This is a genomic window from Shinella sp. SUS2 (assembly GCF_001262505.1).
In the GTDB taxonomy this organism is placed as follows: domain Bacteria; phylum Pseudomonadota; class Alphaproteobacteria; order Rhizobiales; family Rhizobiaceae; genus Shinella.
In genome coordinates this window covers 92723-112146 of the sequence record NZ_KQ410725.1, presented here as the reverse complement: position 1 = coordinate 112146, position 19424 = coordinate 92723, and the positions used below count along the sequence as shown (strand labels likewise).

20 protein-coding genes are annotated in these 19424 nt (G+C 64.4%); 10 read left to right on the top strand and 10 right to left on the bottom strand.

The window, feature by feature from the left end; genetic code table 11:
• The first annotated feature begins 60 nt into the window (after nucleotides 1-60).
• A complete protein-coding gene (locus AKG11_RS05670; protein ID WP_023516548.1) occupies nucleotides 61-447 on the top strand; it encodes a hypothetical protein in 387 nt (128 codons plus the stop codon).
• A gap of 25 nt (nucleotides 448-472) precedes the next feature.
• Entirely contained in the window at nucleotides 473-1234 is a 762-nt protein-coding gene (locus AKG11_RS05665) for a M15 family metallopeptidase (RefSeq protein ID WP_245290147.1), read from the top strand.
• 23 nt (nucleotides 1235-1257) lie between these two features.
• Here the strand turns inward: AKG11_RS05665 and AKG11_RS05660 are convergent, their stop codons facing one another.
• The 3 genes from AKG11_RS05660 to fumC all read right to left on the bottom strand — a co-directional run bounded on the left by AKG11_RS05660 (nucleotide 1258) and on the right by fumC (nucleotide 4839).
• Complete coding sequence (locus AKG11_RS05660) at nucleotides 1258-1905, bottom strand: L,D-transpeptidase (protein ID WP_050743222.1); 648 nt, start codon at nucleotides 1903-1905, stop codon at nucleotides 1258-1260.
• A gap of 305 nt (nucleotides 1906-2210) precedes the next feature.
• On the bottom strand, nucleotides 2211-3281 hold the full coding sequence (locus tag AKG11_RS05655) for a GGDEF domain-containing protein (protein ID WP_023515086.1): 1071 nt from the start codon (nucleotides 3279-3281) through the stop codon (nucleotides 2211-2213).
• Nucleotides 3282-3447: 166 nt separating this feature from the next.
• Nucleotides 3448-4839 (bottom strand): class II fumarate hydratase, encoded by a 1392-nt coding sequence (fumC, locus tag AKG11_RS05650; protein WP_023515087.1) that lies wholly within the window; start codon nucleotides 4837-4839, stop codon nucleotides 3448-3450.
• A gap of 529 nt (nucleotides 4840-5368) precedes the next feature.
• Between fumC and AKG11_RS05645 the strand changes: the two genes are divergently transcribed.
• Entirely contained in the window at nucleotides 5369-7243 is a 1875-nt protein-coding gene (locus AKG11_RS05645; protein ID WP_050743221.1) for a L,D-transpeptidase family protein, read from the top strand.
• Here AKG11_RS05645 and AKG11_RS05640 read toward each other — a convergent pair whose 3' ends face one another.
• Nucleotides 7244-8044: an APH(3'') family aminoglycoside O-phosphotransferase gene (locus AKG11_RS05640; protein ID WP_050743220.1), complete on the bottom strand. Its 801-nt coding sequence runs from the start codon at nucleotides 8042-8044 to the stop codon at nucleotides 7244-7246.
• Between the two features lie 17 nt (nucleotides 8045-8061).
• On the bottom strand, nucleotides 8062-8736 hold the full coding sequence (locus AKG11_RS05635; RefSeq protein WP_050743219.1) for an HAD family hydrolase: 675 nt from the start codon (nucleotides 8734-8736) through the stop codon (nucleotides 8062-8064).
• A gap of 201 nt (nucleotides 8737-8937) precedes the next feature.
• On the opposite strand from AKG11_RS05635, the gene rpiA reads away from it, so the two are divergent.
• The 3 genes from rpiA (at nucleotide 8938) to AKG11_RS05620 (ending at nucleotide 11163) form a co-directional block, all read left to right on the top strand.
• Nucleotides 8938-9636 carry a ribose-5-phosphate isomerase RpiA gene (rpiA, locus tag AKG11_RS05630; RefSeq protein WP_050743218.1) on the top strand — a complete coding sequence of 233 codons (699 nt, stop codon included), beginning with the start codon at nucleotides 8938-8940 and terminating at the stop codon, nucleotides 9634-9636.
• A gap of 18 nt (nucleotides 9637-9654) precedes the next feature.
• Nucleotides 9655-10197: a DUF2059 domain-containing protein gene (locus AKG11_RS05625; protein WP_023515092.1), complete on the top strand. Its 543-nt coding sequence runs from the start codon at nucleotides 9655-9657 to the stop codon at nucleotides 10195-10197.
• A 99-nt stretch (nucleotides 10198-10296) separates the two neighbouring features.
• Nucleotides 10297-11163, top strand: coding sequence for a helix-turn-helix domain-containing protein (locus AKG11_RS05620; RefSeq protein ID WP_050743217.1), 867 nt, complete (start codon nucleotides 10297-10299; stop codon nucleotides 11161-11163).
• A 42-nt stretch (nucleotides 11164-11205) separates the two neighbouring features.
• On the opposite strand, the gene AKG11_RS05615 is transcribed toward AKG11_RS05620, so the two are convergent.
• The gene (locus AKG11_RS05615; RefSeq protein WP_371260044.1) at nucleotides 11206-11496 is read right to left on the bottom strand and encodes a hypothetical protein; all 291 of its coding nucleotides are present in this window, start codon (nucleotides 11494-11496) and stop codon (nucleotides 11206-11208) included.
• Between the two features lie 317 nt (nucleotides 11497-11813).
• Here AKG11_RS05615 and gor point away from each other — a divergent pair, with 317 nt between their 5' ends.
• The gene (gene gor / locus AKG11_RS05610; protein ID WP_050743215.1) at nucleotides 11814-13202 is read left to right on the top strand and encodes a glutathione-disulfide reductase; all 1389 of its coding nucleotides are present in this window, start codon (nucleotides 11814-11816) and stop codon (nucleotides 13200-13202) included.
• On the opposite strand, the gene AKG11_RS05605 is transcribed toward gor, so the two are convergent.
• Nucleotides 13180-14082: a LysR family transcriptional regulator gene (locus AKG11_RS05605; RefSeq protein ID WP_050743214.1), complete on the bottom strand. Its 903-nt coding sequence runs from the start codon at nucleotides 14080-14082 to the stop codon at nucleotides 13180-13182. The genes gor and AKG11_RS05605 overlap by 23 nt on opposite strands.
• A gap of 147 nt (nucleotides 14083-14229) precedes the next feature.
• Here AKG11_RS05605 and AKG11_RS05600 point away from each other — a divergent pair, with 147 nt between their 5' ends.
• From AKG11_RS05600 to AKG11_RS05590, 3 genes are all read left to right on the top strand, one after another.
• Nucleotides 14230-14460, top strand: coding sequence for a hypothetical protein (locus tag AKG11_RS05600; protein WP_050743213.1), 231 nt, complete (start codon nucleotides 14230-14232; stop codon nucleotides 14458-14460).
• A 182-nt stretch (nucleotides 14461-14642) separates the two neighbouring features.
• Nucleotides 14643-16016 (top strand): class II 3-deoxy-7-phosphoheptulonate synthase, encoded by a 1374-nt coding sequence (locus tag AKG11_RS05595; RefSeq protein WP_023516307.1) that lies wholly within the window; start codon nucleotides 14643-14645, stop codon nucleotides 16014-16016.
• Between the two features lie 123 nt (nucleotides 16017-16139).
• A complete protein-coding gene (locus AKG11_RS05590) occupies nucleotides 16140-16535 on the top strand; it encodes a GFA family protein (RefSeq protein WP_050743212.1) in 396 nt (131 codons plus the stop codon).
• 23 nt (nucleotides 16536-16558) lie between these two features.
• Here AKG11_RS05590 and AKG11_RS05585 read toward each other — a convergent pair whose 3' ends face one another.
• The 3 genes from AKG11_RS05585 to AKG11_RS05575 all read right to left on the bottom strand — a co-directional run bounded on the left by AKG11_RS05585 (nucleotide 16559) and on the right by AKG11_RS05575 (nucleotide 19379).
• Nucleotides 16559-18280 (bottom strand): pilus assembly protein TadG-related protein, encoded by a 1722-nt coding sequence (locus AKG11_RS05585; RefSeq protein WP_023516586.1) that lies wholly within the window; start codon nucleotides 18278-18280, stop codon nucleotides 16559-16561.
• A 2-nt stretch (nucleotides 18281-18282) separates the two neighbouring features.
• Nucleotides 18283-18705, bottom strand: a complete 423-nt coding sequence (locus tag AKG11_RS05580; RefSeq protein WP_024271085.1) for a TadE family protein — start codon at nucleotides 18703-18705, stop codon at nucleotides 18283-18285.
• Between the two features lie 143 nt (nucleotides 18706-18848).
• A complete protein-coding gene (locus tag AKG11_RS05575) occupies nucleotides 18849-19379 on the bottom strand; it encodes a DUF1003 domain-containing protein (RefSeq protein WP_050743211.1) in 531 nt (176 codons plus the stop codon).
• Nucleotides 19380-19424 lie beyond the last annotated feature (45 nt).

The following is a 19424-nucleotide window of genomic DNA, read 5'->3' as shown; positions in this document are numbered from 1 at the left end:
CCACCGTCACCCGTCTTGTCTTCGATGATGATCGGCTTTGGCCGGAAAGTGGAGCAGGGAATGCGAAAAAGACTTTTTGCGGCGGCTTTCGCCGCTGTGCTCGCGGTTTCGGCCGGTGCGGCCAGGGCGGATGAGCTGATCGAGAGCTACGGCGCCTATATCGGCCAGGACGATCTCTACAACTCCAACAACGAACGCCTGACGCAGCCCTGGCAGGTCCTCCGCCAGGACCGCGCCAATGTGCATCGCTTCGGCGTGCGCCAGCCCGGCGACGACCTCGACAGTTTCTTCGCTTCCGCGCGCAACCGCGAGCTTGCCGAGCGCATGATCCGCGCCGGCCGTATCGAGCGCAGCGCCGCCCGCCGTCTGCTCGACGGCGACGTGCAGATCTATGTCGAAATCTGGCGCGGTGCGGGAGGCGACTATATCAACATCTCGGTCAACTAGCCGGCGCCTCGCGGCCGCTGCGGCGATGCTGGTCGTCGCCGCGTCCCCGGCCGGTGCTGCGGAACCCGACCTTGCGGCCCGCCTGAAACTGCTGGTGGCCGCCTATCCGGAAAGCCTTGCCGGCATCGAGGGAAACACGCTTGTCTTCAAGGACGGCGGGCCACCGCTAGAGATCGACGACGGCAAGGCGAAGGATCACCAGGCGGCGCTTGCTGCCGGCGACGTCGAGGACAGCCTGCGGCAGATCTATCCGCTCGGGGCCTGCGAGGCGAAACCCGCCGTCGACTTCGACCCCGGCCGCATCCGCAGCGATGCGCTGATGATGCGGCTTTATGGGAAATCCGCCAAGGCGGTGCAGGCGGATCTGGTGCCGGTCAAATGGTTCGGCGAGACGCTGCGTGTGACGAAGCGGCAGGGCGCGGCTGCGGCGCTGGAGAAGGTGCGCGATGCGCTTGCGACGAAGCCTGAGTTGAAGCGTTACCTCGCGCCCTCCGCCGGCGTCTTCAACTGGCGAAAGGTTTCGGGTGCGAAAAACATGTCGGTGCACAGTTTCGGCGCTGCCATCGACCTCAACACCAAGTTCGCCGACTATTGGATCTGGTCGGGCGGCAAGCCCGGCAAGGTGCCGAAATATGCCAACAAGTATCCGCTCGAGATCGTCGCGCTCTTCGAGCAGCACGGCTTTGTCTGGGGCGGGCGCTGGTATCACTACGATACGATGCACTTCGAGTACCGCCCGGACCTCATCGCGATCGCAAAAGCGGCAGGCGCTTCCGCCTGCCGCTGAGGGTTGGGCGATGGCTCTCGAAATCAATCGCGAACGATGACCGTGACGCCCGTCGTGACCTGGGCATAGAGGTGTTCGACGTCTTCGTTCGCCATGCGGATGCAGCCGGAGGACTGCGCCTTGCCCAGCGAGGACGGCTGGTTGGTGCCGTGGATGCGGTAGATGGTCGAGCCGAGGTAGATGGCGCGCGAGCCGAGCGGGTTTTCGAGGCCGCCTTTCATGGAGACGGGCAGGATCTTGCCTTTCTTGGCTTCACGGGCGCGCATGTCTTCCGGCGGCGTCCAGGTCGGCCATTCGGTCTTGCGCGTCACCTTTTCCGAGCCGGTCCAGACAAAACCCTCGCGGCCGACGCTGATGGCGTATTTCATGGCGAGGCCCGAGCCAAGGACGTGGTAGAGGCGGCGTTCGGAATTGTCGACGATGATGGTGCCCGGCGCGACCTTCTCCGTGAAGGCGACCAGTTCGCGGGCGATCGGCGCGCGGGAGACGGCGGCGATCTTCTTTTCCGACTTCACCGGCTTGCCGCCCGAAAGCACCTGCAGCCAGCCGGTCTTCTGGGTGGAGGAGGAGAGCGAGGCGACCTCGACCGGATCGACCGTATTGTCGGCGGCAACGGCGGCGCCTGCGGTGGAGAGGAGGCCTGCGAGAAGTGCGATGGCGAGCGTTTTCATTGTCCTGGTCCCTGTCGTCGGCCGTCGGCTTCGTGCCCGGCGCCTTGTTCTGATGGGGACGTTGTAGGACAGCGCTGCCGGCCACGATGTTCCGGCGGGAACAGGCCTCCGGCCGCTTCAGAAGGGCTGGATCCAAATGAGACTGCTCAACATCAGGGCGGTCAGCATCGTCAGCTCGAAAAATCCCGTTTGCATGGCGCGTTCCTCCTGCGCCTGGAACGCGCGATGGCGGCTGGGGTTCCATCGGGCGCGCAAAATGCAGAACGGCGCCCGAAGGCGCCGTTTTCGAAAGGGGTTTTGGCCGCCTACTTCCGGTAGATCAGCCAGCTCTTGGAGAAGTCCTTCTTCATGCCGTCCTCGAAGGGCATGGTGCGGTTGCGACCGCCGTTCTTGGCGCAATAGAGGGCGATGTCCGCCTTGGAGTAAAGTTCGCCCGGGCCTTCCGCCCAGGAGGCCATGCAGAAGCCGAGCGAAATGGTGATGGGGCCGTAGTTGACGCCGGTCTTGGAGTTCTTGAAGGGCGTGTGCTCCAGCGCGATGCGGATCCGCTCGGCGATCGCCATCGCCTCTTCCTCGGTGTTGCCCTCGACGATCATCGCGAATTCCTCGCCGCCGGTGCGGGCGACGAGGATGTCCTTGCGCACATTGGCGCGGATCAGGCTGCCGACGGAAGCGAGGATCTTGTCGCCGACGGGGTGGCCATAGGTGTCGTTGATCTTCTTGAAGTGGTCGATATCGGCGAGGATCAGCGCGGTCACGTTGCGCGACATCGTCGAATTGTAGATGGCGGAGAGCTTGTCGTCGAAGGCGCGGCGGTTGGAAAGCTGCGTCAGAGAATCCGTGTTGGCGATGCGCTTGTACTCGTCGAGCTCCTTGCGCACATTGTCCATTTCGATCGACTTCTGTGCGACGTTCTGCACCATCTCCTTGCCCTGGTTGATGGTGTCGCCCGTCGCTTGCGTGAGCACGCCGATGACGCTTCTGATGATGTCGACGCTCGTGGCGTTCTTGCCGGTGATGCGGACGACCGTTTCGTCGAGCAGCTTGTTGTAGCTTTCGAGCGAGGTCTGCTCCTGCTTGAGGAGGCGCAGCAGGCCCTCCAGCTCACCGACGATCCGCGTGTGCGCGCCGTCGATGGCGGTGGCGCCATGGTGGTGGCCGAAATATTGGGCGCCGATCTCGTCCAGCTCCTCCTGCGAGGCCTTGCTGCCGAGTGCCGCGAGTTCCCGCGTCAGCTTGGGGTTGGAGCCGATATAGGCCTCATAGAACAGCTCGTAGTTCCGCGGGATGGGAGAGACACCCATTATGCGCATGGCATAGGTCACCTGCGCGGCGATATCCGGCACCTGGACCTTTTGCGCAACGGCCGTGTTCATGTCGGCTGCTCCTGATTTCCTTCATTGGCTCCCATCCCGCAAAATAATACCCAAATGCTTTGGGAATGATTAACGGTTGTAGCTGCCGCAACGGAAAGCAGTCAGAAAAAAGGCCGCAGATTCAATGATCTGCGGCCTCCGTAGTAGAATATTCGAAAATTCTGCCTCAACCCGGCATAATCATCTTCTCAGGGCGCACAACCGCGTCGAATTCTTCGTTGGTGACATAACCGCCGCCGACGGCCTCCTCACGCAGCGTCGTGCCGTTCTTGTGGGCCGTCTTGGCGATCTTGGCGGCGTTGTCGTAGCCGATTTTCGGGGCGAGTGCGGTGACGAGCATCAGCGAGCGGTCGAGCGCCGCCTTGATGTTGTCCTCGCGGGCCTCGATGCCGGTGACGCAATTGTCCGTGAAGGAGATCGCGGCATCCGAGAGGAGCTGGACGGACTGCAGGAAGTTGTAGGCCATCAGCGGATTGAAGACGTTGAGCTCGAAATGGCCCTGGCTGCCGGCGAAGGTGAGCGAGGCGTGGTTGCCGAAGACCTGGGCGCAGACCTGGGTGAGGGCTTCGCACTGGGTCGGGTTGACCTTGCCGGGCATGATGGAGGAGCCGGGTTCGTTTTCCGGCAGCGCCAGTTCGCCGAGGCCCGAGCGCGGGCCGGAGCCGAGGAAGCGGATGTCGTTGGCGATCTTGAACAGCGCTGCGGCGGCCGCATTGATCGCGCCGTGCGAGAAGACCATGGAATCGTGGGCGGCCAGCGCCTCGAACTTGTTCGGTGCGGTCACGAAGTCGATGCCGGTGATCGCGGCGATGTGCGCGGCGACCTTTTCGGCAAAGCCGACCGGGGCGTTGAGGCCCGTGCCGACGGCGGTGCCGCCCTGGGCGAGTTCGCACAGGCCCGGCAGCGTCAGTTCGATGCGCTTGATCGCGGAAGCGACCTGCGCGGCATAGCCGGAGAACTCCTGACCGAGGGTGAGGGGCGTTGCATCCTGTGTGTGCGTACGGCCGATCTTGATGATGTGGTCGAAGGCCTTGACCTTGGCTTCGAGCGCGGCGTGCAGGTGCTTCAGCGCCGGCAGGAGGTCGTGCACGATGCGCTCGGCGCAGGCGATGTGCATGGCCGTTGGATAGGTGTCGTTCGACGACTGGCTCATGTTGACGTGGTCGTTCGGATGCACCGGCTTCTTGGAGCCCATCACGCCGCCGAGCATTTCGATCGCCCGGTTGGAGATCACCTCGTTGGCGTTCATGTTCGACTGGGTGCCCGAACCCGTCTGCCAGACGACGAGCGGGAAATGATCGTTGAGCTTGCCGTCGATGACTTCCTGCGCGGCCTCGGTGATGGCCTTGCCGATTTCAGGGTCGAGGCGGTTCAGTTCCATGTTGGCGCGGGCGGCAGCCTGCTTGACGATGCCGAGGGCACGCACGACCGACAGCGGCTGCTTTTCCCAGCCGATCTTGAAGTTGCCGAGCGAGCGCTGGGCCTGCGCGCCCCAATAGCGGCTGTTGTCCACTTCGATGGGGCCGAATGTATCCGTTTCCGTGCGCGTCGATGTCATTGTGCTTCCCGCTAAATACCCATGCGCTTCGGTGAGCCGCCGGCGGTGCCGCCGCATGGGAAGCGGCAGGCCGGGCACGCGCGGACCTTCCGGGGCCCCGCGCTGGCGCGAAAAAATCGCGCAAATCTCTGGCCCATCTGCGACGGGGTTGCAAGGGGCGGATTGGCGGGGCGCACGAGACTTTCGGTTAAAATCGATTAGGCCGGCGCAGGGGCGCCGACAGGTCCGGCCGGGGCTTTCGGCGCTGTGCCTTTTCCATCACAACCGCCCGCTTGTTTTTTCGCGCTCTCAAGGCGGATTTTGCGGAATTTGTGTTTCCTGCAGGAAAAATCGACGCCAATTCAAATTTTTACGGGGCTTCATCCGTCTGGCTTGCCAGGGTCTGGCGTCACGGATTCGTGAGGTTTGCGAGGGCTGGGGGAAGGGGCGTTTCCTTTTCATCAACCATCCTTTCCTATAACTTACCGGCCTGCTGGTTCGGGCGCCGCCAGAGACCGTGAGTACGGTTCATTCGGGGAATGGAATACAGATGAAGCTTACCAAGACTGCCGTGCTGGCCGCCACGCTGGCTCTTTCCTGCGCCACTGTTTCGCTCCATGCGACACCCGCCAACGCCCTGACCGTCATGGAATGGCTGAACGGCAAGAAGAAGCAGAAGTCCGAGCCGCTCCCCGGCGTCACGACCGGCCTGGCGCTGCCTGGCGCCGAGGTGAAGCAGGAAGCCAAGCCGCTTCCGCGCGTTACCGGCCCGCGCTACTACACCTACAAGGCTGATGCCCTGAGGCGTGTCGCGGTTGACAAGCTGGCCGACCCGGTCGTCACCAGCTCCATTTCGGCCGATATCGCGCCGGCCGGCGATGCCGGTGTGCGCGCCGCCTTCTCCACCATCAATGTGCGTGCGACACCGGATGCCGCCAAGGCGGTCGAGACGTTCTACGGCACGCAGAAGAAATTCGTCTGGATCGACGGCACCGGCATCAACGACAAGGCGAAGACAGCCATCGCGGTGCTGGCCGATGCGGCCGCCGTCGGCCTCGATCCCTGGGACTATGCGGTCAAGATTCCGGCCGAAAGCTTTGACAGCGTCGACATGAATGCGCGCTACAGCGAGCTTGCGGCCTTCGAGGTCGGTCTTTCCGCGGCCGTCGCCGCCTATGTGCAGGACGCCGTGCGCGGCCGCATCGATCCGAACAAGATCTCCGGCTACCACGATTTCAAGCGCAAGGACGTCAACCTCGTCGCGGCGCTGAAGAACGTGGCGATGAGCAGCAACGTCAAGGGCTATCTCGAAAGCCGTTCGCCGGCGAGCGCCGATTTCCGGGCGCTGAAGGCCGAGCTTGCAAAGTTGAAGGCGGATACCTCCGGCGAGGACCGTGTCGTCATCGCCGAAGGCACCGTGCTGAAGCCGGGCCAGAGCAATCCGGAACTTGCGAACATCGTCAAGGGTGTCGTCAGGCACGGTTCGGATGCACTGAAGACCGACCATTCGCTCGCCATCGCCAACTACAAGGACACGCCGGACTACACGCCCGAGCTGGTCGCGCTCGTCGAAGCCTTTCAGAAGGAGAACGGGCTGAAGCCGGATGGCGTCGTCGGCAAGGCGTCGATCCGCAAGCTCGTCGGCGGCGATTCGGTCGCTGACAAGGTCGCCAAGCTCGAAGTGGCGCTGGAACAGGCGCGCTGGCTGCCGGTCGATCTCGGCGCGCGCCACGTCTTCATCAACCAGCCGGCCTTCCAAGTCTACTACTACGAGGACGGCGCGGAAAAGTTCTCGATGCGCACGGTCGTCGGCTCCAAGTCGAACCAGACCTATTTCTTCGAGGACAAGGTGCAGACCGTCGAGGTGAACCCCTATTGGGGCGTGCCGCAGTCGATCATCATCAACGAGATGCTGCCGAAGCTCCGGAACGATCCGTCCTATCTCGACCGCATGGGCTATGAGGTCGCTGTCGGCGGCCGCGCGGTCGCCTCGTCGTCGGTCAACTGGTACGGCTCGACCGCGGGCGTCTCCGTCCGCCAGCCGCCGAGCGGCGACAATGCGCTGGGCGAACTGAAGATCCTGTTCCCGAACAGCCACGCCATCTACATGCACGACACACCGTCGAAGAGCTTCTTCAAGAAGGACATGCGGGCGCTGAGCCACGGCTGCGTGCGTCTTGCCGAGCCGCGCAAGATGGCCGCCGCGGTGCTTGGTGTCAGCGAGGAAGACGTCGGCAAGGAAATCGCCGGTGGCAAGAACAAGGCGCTGAACGTCAAGGCCGACATTCCGATCTACATCGCCTACTTCACCGCCTGGCCGAACAAGGACGGCGTGGTCGAGTATTTCGACGATGTCTATGACCGTGACGGCTACATGCGCAAGGCCTTCGCCGCCACGCAGAAGGCGCGGCAGGGGGAAAGCTGATCAACCCCAGGTCAGCGGATCCAGCCTGAGATAGAATGCGAGGCGCCCCTCATCGGGCGCCTCGATCTTTAGGGCGGAGAACAGTGTGTCGAAGGCCTGTGCCGCCTGTGCTTGCGTTGCCCAATTTTCCGAAGCGTTGGCGAGCATCAGCGTGAGATCAGCATAACGATCCGCCGTGCCGAGCCGGCCGAGATCGATCAGGCCCGTGCAACGCAGTGTGTGCGGGTCCACCATGAAATTCGGCAGGCAGGGGTCGCCGTGGCAGACGACACGGTCCGTTTTTTCCTGCGCGAGCCGCTGCGGCAGGTCTGCCTCGACACGGGCGAGGAGCACGCTGCCCGGCTGGCCTTGATCCTCGTCGGGCAGGAAGTCCGGATTGACGGCATCTCGCGCCACCACGTCGGCGGCGCGGGCGAACATGCCGGAAAGGTTCTTTTCGAAGGGGCAATCCGCGACGGGAAGGGCGTGCATGGCCGCAAGCTGTTCGGCCATCGACGGCCATGCCTTCAGAAGGTCGTCGCCCGTAAGCGTGACGGCGGGAACGCCGGACACGGCGCTCATCACCAGGCAGGCGCCGTGTTCGTTCTCCCGCCAGTCCTCCAGCAAGGGACAGGCGATGCCCCGGCCGGCGAGCCAGCCGAGACGGTCCCGTTCGCCGGCAAGCTCCGGCGCACGGTTGCCGGTTGCCAGCTTGGCGTAGCTGCGGCCATCCGGGCTGCGGAAAACCCGGTCGCCGGATTCGCCCTGATGGACGGGAGTCCAGCCGGACTGGAGGTTCAAGAGTGTTTCCGTCCAGTCCAAGGCTTTCCTCCGGGATATCAGCGGGCGATGAGCCGCTCGACGAGGTCGGGTGTCAGTTCGTTGAAATGGGTGATGACATGACTCGGTTCAAGGTCGGCGACGGGTACGTCCGAGTAGCCGAAGGGCACGCCGATGGAGGGCACGCCGGCATTGCGGGCGACGAGCATGTCGTTGAGGCTGTCGCCGATCATCACCGTGCGCTTCGGATCGGCCTCGGCAAGGCGGACGGTGCCGAGCAGGTGCTCGGCGTGGGGCTTGCGCACCGCGAAGGTGTCTCCGCCGGTGATCGCGGCAAAACGCGGGGTGAGGGCGAGGCCGTCGAGCAGGCGGCGGGCGAGGCCTTCCAGCTTGTTGGTGCAGACGGCAAGGCGGTGGCCGGCGTCGGCAAGGCGGTCCATGGCGTCGAGAAGGCCCGGATAGGGCACGGAAACGCCGGGCATCGCGCCGGAATAGTGCTCGACGAAGGCGGCGAGCATGCGCTGCAGCTCCTCCTCGGAAATGTCGCGTCCGCGCAGCGCGAAGGCGCGCTTGATCATCACCTGGCCGCCGTGGCCGACGAGATAGGTAAGGTCGCCGTAACCGACGGGCTCGAGGCCCTCGAGGCCGATCGTGTGGTTGAGGCTTGCCACGAGATCGTGCGCCGTGTCGATGAGCGTACCGTCGAGATCGAAGACTACGAGAGAAGCAGACATGGGGAAACCTTGTATGGGGAGGACGCAGGCAGGCCCTTCCGGTATGCGATGGCGCCGGCATTTGCAATCGCCTTCTCCGCCTTGGCCGGCATGGGACGGGCGGCGTTTTTGGCTTTCGTTTGCCGGCGGGGGCGTGTAAGTGTCTCACCGGAAATCCGGCCGCTTCGGCGCCGGCCGACGACCATTCAAGGAGTTTTGGGCATGGACGCCCGGGAAATGAAGATCAAGGCCGCAGAGGTCGCGCTCACCCATGTAGAGGACGGCATGCGCCTCGGTATCGGCACCGGATCGACCGCCGAGGAGTTCGTGCGGCTCCTGGCGGAAAAGGTCGCCGGCGGCCTGAAGGTCGAGGGCGTGCCCACCTCCGAGCGCACGGCGCGGCTCTGCGTCGAGCTCGGCGTGCCGCTGAAGTCGCTCGACGAACTGCCGGAACTCGACCTCACCATCGACGGCGCCGACGAAGTCGACGGCAAGCTGCGCCTCATCAAGGGCGGCGGCGGCGCGCTGCTGCGCGAGAAGATCGTCGCCAGCGCCTCGACGCGCATGATCGTCATTGCCGACGAGACCAAGGTCGTGGAGACGCTCGGCGCCTTCAAGCTGCCGATCGAAGTCAATCCCTTCGGTCTCACCGCCACCCGCATCGCCATCGAGAAGACGGCGGCCCGCCTTGGGCTTTCCGGGGGAATCGCGCTGCGCGCCTCGGGCGACGGCACGTTCATGACGGACGGTGGACACTACATTCTCGACGCATCTTTTGGCCGCATTCCTGATGCAGATGCGCTCGCAAGCAACCTCAATGACATTCCCGGTGTCGTCGAACACGGACTCTTCATCAACATGGCGTCGCTGGCCATCATCGCGGGACCCGCGGGTGCGCGCACGCTGACGGCAAAAGACTAGACAGGAGCACAGACCGACATGATCAAATTTGCTGGTTTCGGCCGGACCCTCGCGGCGACCCTCATCGTATCGGCAGCGCTTGCCGGCGCCACCAAGGCGCAGGACGTCACCGATGAGCAGGTCAAGGCTGCCCGCGCCGCCATCGACGCGATCGGTGCCACGAACGGTTTCGACAACATCCTGCCGGGTCTTGCCGTTCGCATCAAGGCGACGCTCGTCCAGGCCTCGCCGAACCATGAGACGGAAATCAACGCCACCGTCGACGAGCAGGCTCTGGCGCTCGCCCCGCGCCGCGCCGACCTCGAGAAGGAAGCCGCGACGATCTACGCCAAGACCTTCACCCAGGAAGAGCTGAAGTCGATCGCTGACTTCTACAGCTCGCCGGTCGGCAAGAAGCTGCTGTCGGACGGCCCGATCGCCACGCGCGAAGTCATGAAGGCCGCCGAGATCTGGGCTGTCGGCGTCGACCGCGACCTGCGTGCCGAAAGCGCCAAGAAGCTGAACCCGATCCTCGGCGCCGCAGCGTCGGCCGAGGGCGGCGAAGCGCAGCCGCAGCAGTAACCGAATGATGAAGGGGCGGCGCGAGCCGCCCTTTTCCGTTATGCCGCCCTGTCGCCCGTGCTGCCAGAGCGATCTTTCGCCGATCGCGTTCCCGACCAGATGATAGTCTATAGCGTCGACCGTCTTCTTGCGGACAGTCGGTTCCAGGACTGTCTCGTTTTTTCCGCCGCCGAGCTTCTGGCCACGCATCGCGAGATTCCCCGCGAGGTGCGCTATCTGGCGGACCTGCAAAAATGGCTTCTCAGCCAGGCGACGCTGGCGCTGCACTTCGAGCATCGTCTCGATCCGGCGCGCCCGCCGATCTCGCCCAGCAATCTCCTGCGCTTCCTTGCCAATACGCCGATCGCCAGCCGCAATACCGTTCTCGCCTTCCTGGCCGAGATGCGGCAGTACGGTCTCGTCGAGCCGCTTGCGAACAGCGACCGCCGGCAGCGGGTTTTCGTTGCGCGGGCGCATACGGAAGACCTGATCCGCCGCTGGTACTGCACCCATCTGGAAGCGCTCGACCGCATGGACGGCGCGGGGCGTGCGGAGCGTCTGCGGGTGGCGCCGGACCTCATCCTTCCTGCACAGACGCGCATGGCGCGCCTGCTGCTTTCCGCGCAGGGCTGGTGTCGCCCGCCGAATGCCGTCGGCCTGTTCACCCGGGCGGAAGCGGGCAGCAACATCCTGCACGACATCGCGGCGCGGGCGCCGTGGCACCTGACGGAAACACGGGTCTGGATCGGTCCGGTGACGTCGAGCGGCATTGCCGCGCGCTACCTGATCTCGCAGAGCCACACGGCACGCATCCTGGCCAGGGCGCGGGACGAGGGGCTGATCGGCTGGGCGCTTGCCGGCAATCGCGGCGACTGCTGGGTCTCACCGGATCTCGTCCTGGAATACCGGCGCTGGCAGGCGCTCAAGTTTTCGGCGATTTCCGAGGCTTTTCAGGCGGCCGTCGAGCGCGGCACTGTCATGGCCTGAAACGTGCGGGACCGCCGTAATGCGCGGCGATCCCGGGCGGGCTCATTCGTGGATCGTGTATTCGCCGAGCTCGCAGAGGTTCTGCGTATCGGTGGTCGTGTCGAGGTCGGAATCTTCCGTGAACTCGAAGCGCATGTCGTATTCGCAGACGCTGCGGCCGTCCGCGATGGTGATCTCGATCGTTTCGCCGGGGTTCAGGACCTGCTCGCCGAAAACATCCTCTTCCCACTTGTCGACGCCGACCGGGGAGGTGTGGAAGCGGGTCAGCACCGAGCCGGTGCCGTTCTTGAGCTTGAAGACGAGGTCTTCCGCGGCGGCCGGGCCTGCAAGCATGACGAGTGCTGCGGCGGCTGCTGTGAAATGTTTGAATTTGTGCATATTTGTCATCCGGTTAGCCCACAATCGAGCGTGCAATTCTTAGAGTGCATGCGGGCGGACGTAAACGGGAATTGCCGCCGTCGTCCTACCCATTTTTGGGCGGATCTCGCGAAGACGTGAAGGGGAGGAAGTGCCTGCAACGCCGGGCTGCGGCGGCGTGGTCTTTTCCTTTTGGCCCTGCTGTTCCTATATGTGTAGCGCCCGACGGCGGATTCGCACCGTCGGCCCCCATCAGACGGCCGTCCGGCCAGGCTTGCCCGCAGGAGATCACCATGCCGACATTCGACTACGACCTCTTCGTCATCGGTGGAGGCTCCGGCGGCGTGCGCAGCGCACGCCTTGCCGCCGGCATGGGCAAGAAGGTGGCTATCGCCGAGGAGTTCCGTTTCGGCGGCACCTGCGTCATCCGCGGCTGCGTGCCCAAGAAGCTCTATGTCTACGCCTCGCAGTTTCCTGAACATTTCGAGGATGCCGCCGGCTTCGGCTGGCAGGTCGGGGAGACCCGTTTCGACTGGCAGGCGCTCGTTGCAGCCAAGGAGAAGGAGATCACCCGTCTGGAAGGGCTCTACCGCAAGGGCCTCGACAATGCGGGTGCGACAATTCTTGCGAGCCGCGCCGTGCTCGTCGGGCCGAACACCGTGCGCCTGACGGCGACGGACGAGCTGGTGACGGCCGAGCGCATCCTCATCGCGGTCGGCGGCCATCCGACGCCGCATGCCGACCTGCCCGGCCATGCGCTCTGCATCAGTTCCAACGAGGCGTTCGACCTGCCGGAACTGCCGAAATCCATCCTGATCGCCGGCGGCGGCTACATCGCCGTCGAATTCGCCAACATCTTCCATGGCCTCGGTGTCGAGACGACGCTGATCTACCGCGGCAAGCAGATCCTGTCGCGTTTCGACCAGGACATGCGCCAGGGCGTGCAGGCGGCGATGGTCGCCAAGGGGATCCGCATCCTCTGCGAGGACATCATCAACCGTGTGAGCGAAGCCGAGGGTGGCGGGCGCACCGTCACCACCAAGACGGGCGAGACGCTTGCCGTCGATCAGGTGATGCTGGCGCTCGGCCGCGCGCCGAACACCGGCAGCCTCGGCCTGGACACGGCCGGCGTTGCGACGGACGAGCGGGGGGCGATCATCGTCGATGCCCATTCCCGCACCAACGTGCCCGGCATTTTCGCGCTCGGCGACGTCACCGACCGCGTGCAGCTCACCCCTGTCGCGATCCATGAGGCGATGTGCTTCATCGAGACGGAGTTCCGCGGCAATCCGGTTTCGCCGGACCACGACCTCATCGCCACCGCGGTCTTCTCCCAGCCGGAGATCGGCACTGTCGGCCTCAGCGAAGAGGCGGCGGCAAAGACCTTCGACGAGCTGGAGGTCTACCGCGCCGAGTTCCGCCCGATGAAGGCGACGCTCTCCGGCCGGCAGGAAAAGACGATCATGAAGCTCGTCGTCAATGCGGCCGATCGCAAGGTCGTCGGCGCGCACATTCTCGGCCATGAGGCCGGCGAGATGGCGCAGCTGCTCGGCATCTCGCTGAAGGCCGGCGTCACCAAGGACGATTTTGACCGCACCATGGCAGTGCATCCGACGGCGTCGGAGGAGCTGGTGACCATGTACCAGCCGAGCTATCGCGTCAGGAACGGGCAGCGGCTCTGATTGACGGCTGTTCCTCGCCGGCCAGCCGGCCGGCGAAGCGGTCCTCGTGGCGCTTGAAGAGGCCTGCGAGGCGATCGAGGGCCAGCCGCATTTCCGGCCGGTGGCGGTCGTCGTCGTTGACGGCGAGCCAGAGCGGATGGCCGAGATCCTCGATTAGGGAGCCCTCGCGCACGAGCGCGGGCACGGCGTCGCCGACGAAGGCCGGCAGCACGCCGCGTCCGGCGCCACCGGCGATCAGCCGCGCGAGCACGGCCGGCGCATTCGTCCAGGTGTGGATCTGCGGCTCGTGGTTGCGGAAAACCCATTTCTCCGCATCGGACACGGCGACCTCGGTGCCGATCGAAACCCAGGGCAGATCCGCTTCGAAGGCGAGATCTGCAGCGCGATAGACCGCATAGGCCACGGTCACCGACTTGCGCACGGCGACATTGCCGCTCTTCGGTGCGCTGTGGAAGAGGCCGATCATGCCGTGGCGATAGGTCAGGTCTTCCCCTGCCGGAAAATGCTTGCAGCACAGGCGGAAGCTGTCGGCCGGGCCACGCAGCGCGCGCGTGTTTTCCGCGATGAAGTCCATCACCCAGATGTCGCCGGCTATCGAGACGATGGGCAATGCGAAGGCATCGCCGTGCCAGCGGGTGATGTCGGCGGTCGTGCGGCGGATCGTCCGGACATGGTCCAGCAGAACCACGCCGTCCGGCGCCAGTCTGTAACCCTGCTGGCTGCGGATGAAGAGCGTGCGGCCCATGGCCCGCTCCAGCGCCAGCATGCGCCGGCCGATCGTCGGTGCGCTGGCACCCGTGATCGCTGCCGCGCCGGCAAGGCCGCCCTCCGTCGCGACGTGGAAGAAAAGCTGCAAATCGCTCCAGTCGACTTCCGACATGCACCGGCTCCTGTTGAACGCCCTTTTCTAGCGCAAAAGCCGCCGGCCGGCATCGCTCATCCGTGAAACGGGCGTTTCATTTCCGCATCTACGCCGGCCGGCGAGCGATCGCTATTTCGGAAAGGATACCGGAAACAGGAGGCCGTCATGAGCCCGGAATGGATGATCGCCCTCGACAGGGCGGAGAAGATGACGAAGCGGCGCCGCGCGGACCCCTTGTCCGATCCGCTGGAGGCGGAGGCGTGGCGGGGTCTCGAAGGGGTGAGCGCGCTTCTCTCGCATCTCCTTGCCGGCCGCAGCCGACCGAAGCGGGGCGCCACCCGGCGGGTCCTGCCGGACGGGCCGGTTGCCTCACATGCAATCCTGCGTCGTTTCTAGACCAGACCGGTCGCTTGCGGTGTTTTATTGCCTGTCCCGGAGCGGGGCCGCAACCGTTGCAAATGCGTCGATGCGGCTGGAACTGCGGCTATGCAAGACCCATCTAACGGTTTATAAGCCCGCATCTTCAAACGGACGTGGCGCCCCGGGCTTTCTTGGGCGCATCAGGACAGGTGAGTATCATGGCAGAGAATTGGACCCCGAGTAGCTGGCGGCACAAGCCCATCCAGCAGGTTCCGGACTATCCCGATCTCGCCGCATTGGCGGCGACCGAAGAGCGCCTTTCGAAGTTTCCGCCGCTGGTCTTCGCCGGCGAAGCACGGCGCCTGAAGGCCTCGCTTGCGAATGTGGCCGAGGGCAAGGGCTTCCTGCTGCAGGGCGGCGACTGTGCCGAAAGCTTCGCCGAGCACGGCGCCGACACGATCCGTGACTTCTTCCGCGCCTTCCTCCAGATGGCCGTGGTGCTGACGTTCGGCGCCCAGCAGCCGGTGGTCAAGGTCGGGCGCATTGCCGGCCAGTTCGCCAAGCCGCGCTCCTCGGGCATCGAGAAGCAGGGCGACGTGACGCTGCCGTCCTACCGCGGCGACATCATCAATGGCATCGAGTTCACGGAAGAGGCGCGCGTGCCGAGCCCGGAACGCCAGATCATGGCCTACCGCCAGTCTGCCGCCACGCTCAACCTGCTGCGCGCCTTCGCGATGGGCGGCTACGCCAACCTCGAGAACGTGCACCAGTGGATGCTCGGCTTCGTCAAGGATTCACCGCAGGCCGAGCGCTACCGCAAGCTCGCCGACCGGATTTCCGAGACCATGGATTTCATGAAGGCGATCGGCATCAGCGCGGAAAACCATCCGGGCCTGCGCGAGACCGATTTCTTCACCAGCCATGAGGCGCTGTTGCTCGGCTACGAGCAGGCGTTGACCCGTGTCGATTCCACCTCGGGCGACTGGTACGCGACATCCGGCCATATGATCTGGATCGGCGACCGCACGCGCCAGGCCGACCATGCGCATATCGAATATTGCCGCGGCATCAAGAACCCGCTCGGCCTCAAGTGCGGCCCGTCGCTGACCGCCGACGGCCTTCTGGAGCTGACCGACCTCCTGAACCCGGCGAACGAGGCTGGCCGCCTGACGCTGATCTGCCGCTTCGGCCACGACAAGGTCGCCGACAACCTTCCGAAGCTCATCCGCGCCGTCGAGCGGGAAGGCAAGAAGGTCGTCTGGTCCTGCGATCCGATGCATGGCAACACGATCACGCTCAACAACTACAAGACCCGTCCGTTCGAGCGGATCCTGTCGGAAGTCGAAAGCTTCTTCCAGATCCACCGCGCGGAAGGCACGCATCCAGGCGGCATCCATATCGAGATGACCGGCAACGATGTGACGGAATGCACGGGTGGCGCCCGGGCGCTGTCGGGCGATGACCTCGCCGACCGCTACCACACGCATTGCGATCCGCGCCTCAATGCCGACCAGGCGCTGGAGCTCGCCTTCCTTCTTGCCGAGCGCATGAAGGGCGGCCGCGATGAAAAACGCATGGTTGTGAACGGTTGATCGCCATTCGTTCATGCTTTGGTTCCGTAGATTAGCGGAACTGATGCAAGCATTCAGGAATGTGAAATTGACAGGACCGGGCCAGCTGGAAAAGCTGGCCCGGTTTCCGTTTGGGGGGAAGGCATGAGTGAGGAACATACGGGGCATTGTCTGTGCGGCGCGGTGCGCTTTCGCACCCGCGGTGCGCTCGGCAAGGTGGTTGCGTGTCATTGCAGCCAGTGCCGGCGGCAGACGGGCCACTTCTACGCTGCTACCGACGTGCGCAACGACGCGCTGACGATCGAAGGGGAAGAGAACATCACGTGGTACCGGGCGAGCGCGACTGCCGGGCGCGGCTTCTGCCGCATCTGCGGCTCGGCGCTATTCTGGAAGGGCGATACGGCCGATCACATATCGGTCATGGCCGGTGCCTTCGATCTGCCGACCGGGCTCGAGATGGGCGTGCACATCTTCTGTACCGACAAGGGTGACTACTACGAAATCAACGACGGTGCGCCGCAACTGCCCCAGGCGCGCTGAGGCAGCGGCGGCGCACCGTCCGGTTACTGTACGAGCGCAGGCCGCTGGCAGCTGACGCCGGTCACGCGGATGTCCGCCTCGCCGACCCGAACGCCGGCGAGGATCAGGAGGTTGTAGAGCAGTTCGTCGATGGCGGGCGTCACGGCACCGAGCGTGCTGCCGAGTGCCGCGGCGATGCCGGGAATGCCGATCGGCAGGCCGAGCAGCTTGATGTTGATGTCGACGTCAAGATTGCCGAAGAGGGTGCGCACGGCCGAGGTGAGCGTGTCCCGCGTCGAGACGGATTTCGTCGTGCCGGCGGCGACTTCCGTCGGCGTGTAGGTGAGGCGGGTCCTGCCGAGGTTCTTCACTTCGGTATGGGCGATCGCGTCGATGCTAAGGAGGGCGGAATCGACGATGCGGGCCTTTTCCACCCGTGCGTCGTCCGAGAAGTCCGAGAGCACGGATGGATTGACCTTGCCGATGGCCACCTCCGCGACGCCAGGCACCGCATCGACCACCACATTGGCATTCGTCGGCGAGCCGCCGAGGCAGCGGATATCGGAGAGCTTTGCCTCCGAGGCTGCGACCTCGACATAGAGCGGCAGCTTGATGCGCAGGCCGGCAAGCGCGGCGAGGCCATCGACGGAGACTTCCACGGCAAGCCGCGTCTGGGCGCTGCGCACGGCGGTGCCCGGTGCACCGAGACGGTGCGAGGGCGTTTCCACCGGCGGTTCGCCAATGGCGAGGGTCACCTTGACCGCGGCAAGGCCGGGCACGACGGCGCCGACGTCGAGCGCCACCTGGTTCTTGCCGTTGGCGAGCGCCGCGGCCGACGTGATCATCTGCAGGGCGTTGATCGACATCTTCCAGTCGCCGCCGGTGGCAATCGCGAGGCCCTTCTTCGGGTCGAGATTGAGAATGCGGGACAGCGGCAGCTTCACCTTGCTGCCGGCCGTTGCCTGTTCGACGAGCCGCAATGCGGAGCGCACGGGGCCGGACAGGCCCTCGACGGCGCGCATCGAGGCGAGGAGCTGCGGCATGGTGATGCCGGCGTTCAGCACATCCTCATAGGTGCCTGCCGTCAGGTTGAGGTGCGTCGCGACGGCCTTCAGGAAGGGGTTGACGGAGATGTCGGTATCGACCAGCGCCCGGTAGTCCATGACATTGAGGGAGAGGTTGGTGCCGAGCAACTGGCCGAGCACCGCGTTCAGGATTCCGTCATTGAGGCTGGCAAGGCGTGTTCCGATGGAAAAGGCCGCCGTTTTGGAGCGGGCGGCCGAGCCGGTTGCCGAGAGCAGCGGGGACTTGGGGGTGAAGAGCGTTGCGACGAAGAGATCCGACGAGCGGGTCATCGTCACCCGTGCGGCGTCCGCATCGGCGCTCGCCGCCTTGAAGCGCTCCGCCGGGGCGATGTCGGGATCGGCCGTGTAGCGACCACGCTCGACGACAGCCGTTGCCGGCGTCGCCTTGGAGTTGAAGGTGGTGACGACGGCCGGGATGGTGGCGCCGTCCTTGCCCGTTACGGCGACAGGGAGGTTGTTGAGCGCAAAGTAGCTGGCGGCGGATTTCTCCGCGTCGTTGACATTGGAGGCGGCGGCAATGGCGGCAAGGTCGGCGGCGGTCTGCAACTCGCGCTGCTGCACGGTGAGGTAGCCGTAGTCGACGCCGAGGGCGAGCGAGAAGATCAGCAGCGGCAGGCTGATGGCGGCAAGCGTGCCAATGTTGCCGTCGCGGTCGGAAAGCAAGGTGCGAGAGCGTTTCATGGTCACATTCCTCCGACACGGACGGTGGAGTAGCGTTTAATCTTCTGGCTGGGCAGGGCGAAGGTGAAGAGGTTCCAGATCGGCAGATCCTCGGAGTTGTAGGTGATCGTGACGGTGAATTGCTCCGGGTTGGCCGGATCGTCGGTAACGACGACCTGCATCTTTGCACGATTGAGGAAGGCGTAGTCGAAGTGGGACGTATCGAGGTAGCGGTTGACGAGCGTGATGCGCTCGGTCTGGTTGAGGCCGGCAACCGCCGTGCGGGCCGCGTCTGCTGCGACCTGCTGTACCGCATGGGTTACGCTGAGATAGACGCCGTAAGCGATGAGCGTAAAGAGCACAAGGAAGAACAGGGGCGCAATGATCGCGAATTCCAGAGCCGAAGTACCGAATCGATCCTTTACCAGGTTAGACAGCGTGTGCATGACATCTCCTCCTTGGGATTGTCCGCTGACAAGGTATTCGCGCATTCTGGTGGAATGCACCTATATCGTGCGCCCTGTGTGTTAATTTTCTCCTATTAATTGAATTAGCTAAAATTGTAACTCAGATAGGTTGTGGACGATTGTCACTCCCTCTGCCGCAGCACCTCGTGCAAGCGCAGAACCTCCAGTTTCAACGCAGCGATCTCGCTGATGAAGTGGGTGTCGATCTTGTGGTGCAGTGCCATCAGTTCGATCTCGGCCTTCAGGTTGACCTCGTAATCCTTCGAGGCCTCGAAGCGGTCGCGGGCGGCCTGCCGGTTCTGCGACATCATGATGATCGGCGCCTGAAGGGCGGCGAGCATGGAGAGCACGAGGTTGAGGAAGATGAAGGGGTAGGGATCGAAGGCTTCGCGCGTCAGCACGATCGTGTTGACGATCGTCCAGACAACGAGGAAGCCGAGGAAGGTGATGATGAAGGCCCACGAGCCGCCGACGCGGGCGATGGCGTCTGCGACCCGCTCGCCGACAGACTGTTTTGCGTCATAGGCGTCGTTGCGATCCTCTGAAAGGATGCGACCCTCGCGGGAATGGAGAAGGACCTCGCGCTCGGTATCGTCGAGTTCGCTGGAGGCTTTGCCGAAGAGGATCTGGGCGGCGTCGTCGGAGGGTCTCATGGCCGGGCTCCGTTATGGGAATCGGAGCCCTAACCTAACGTTCTT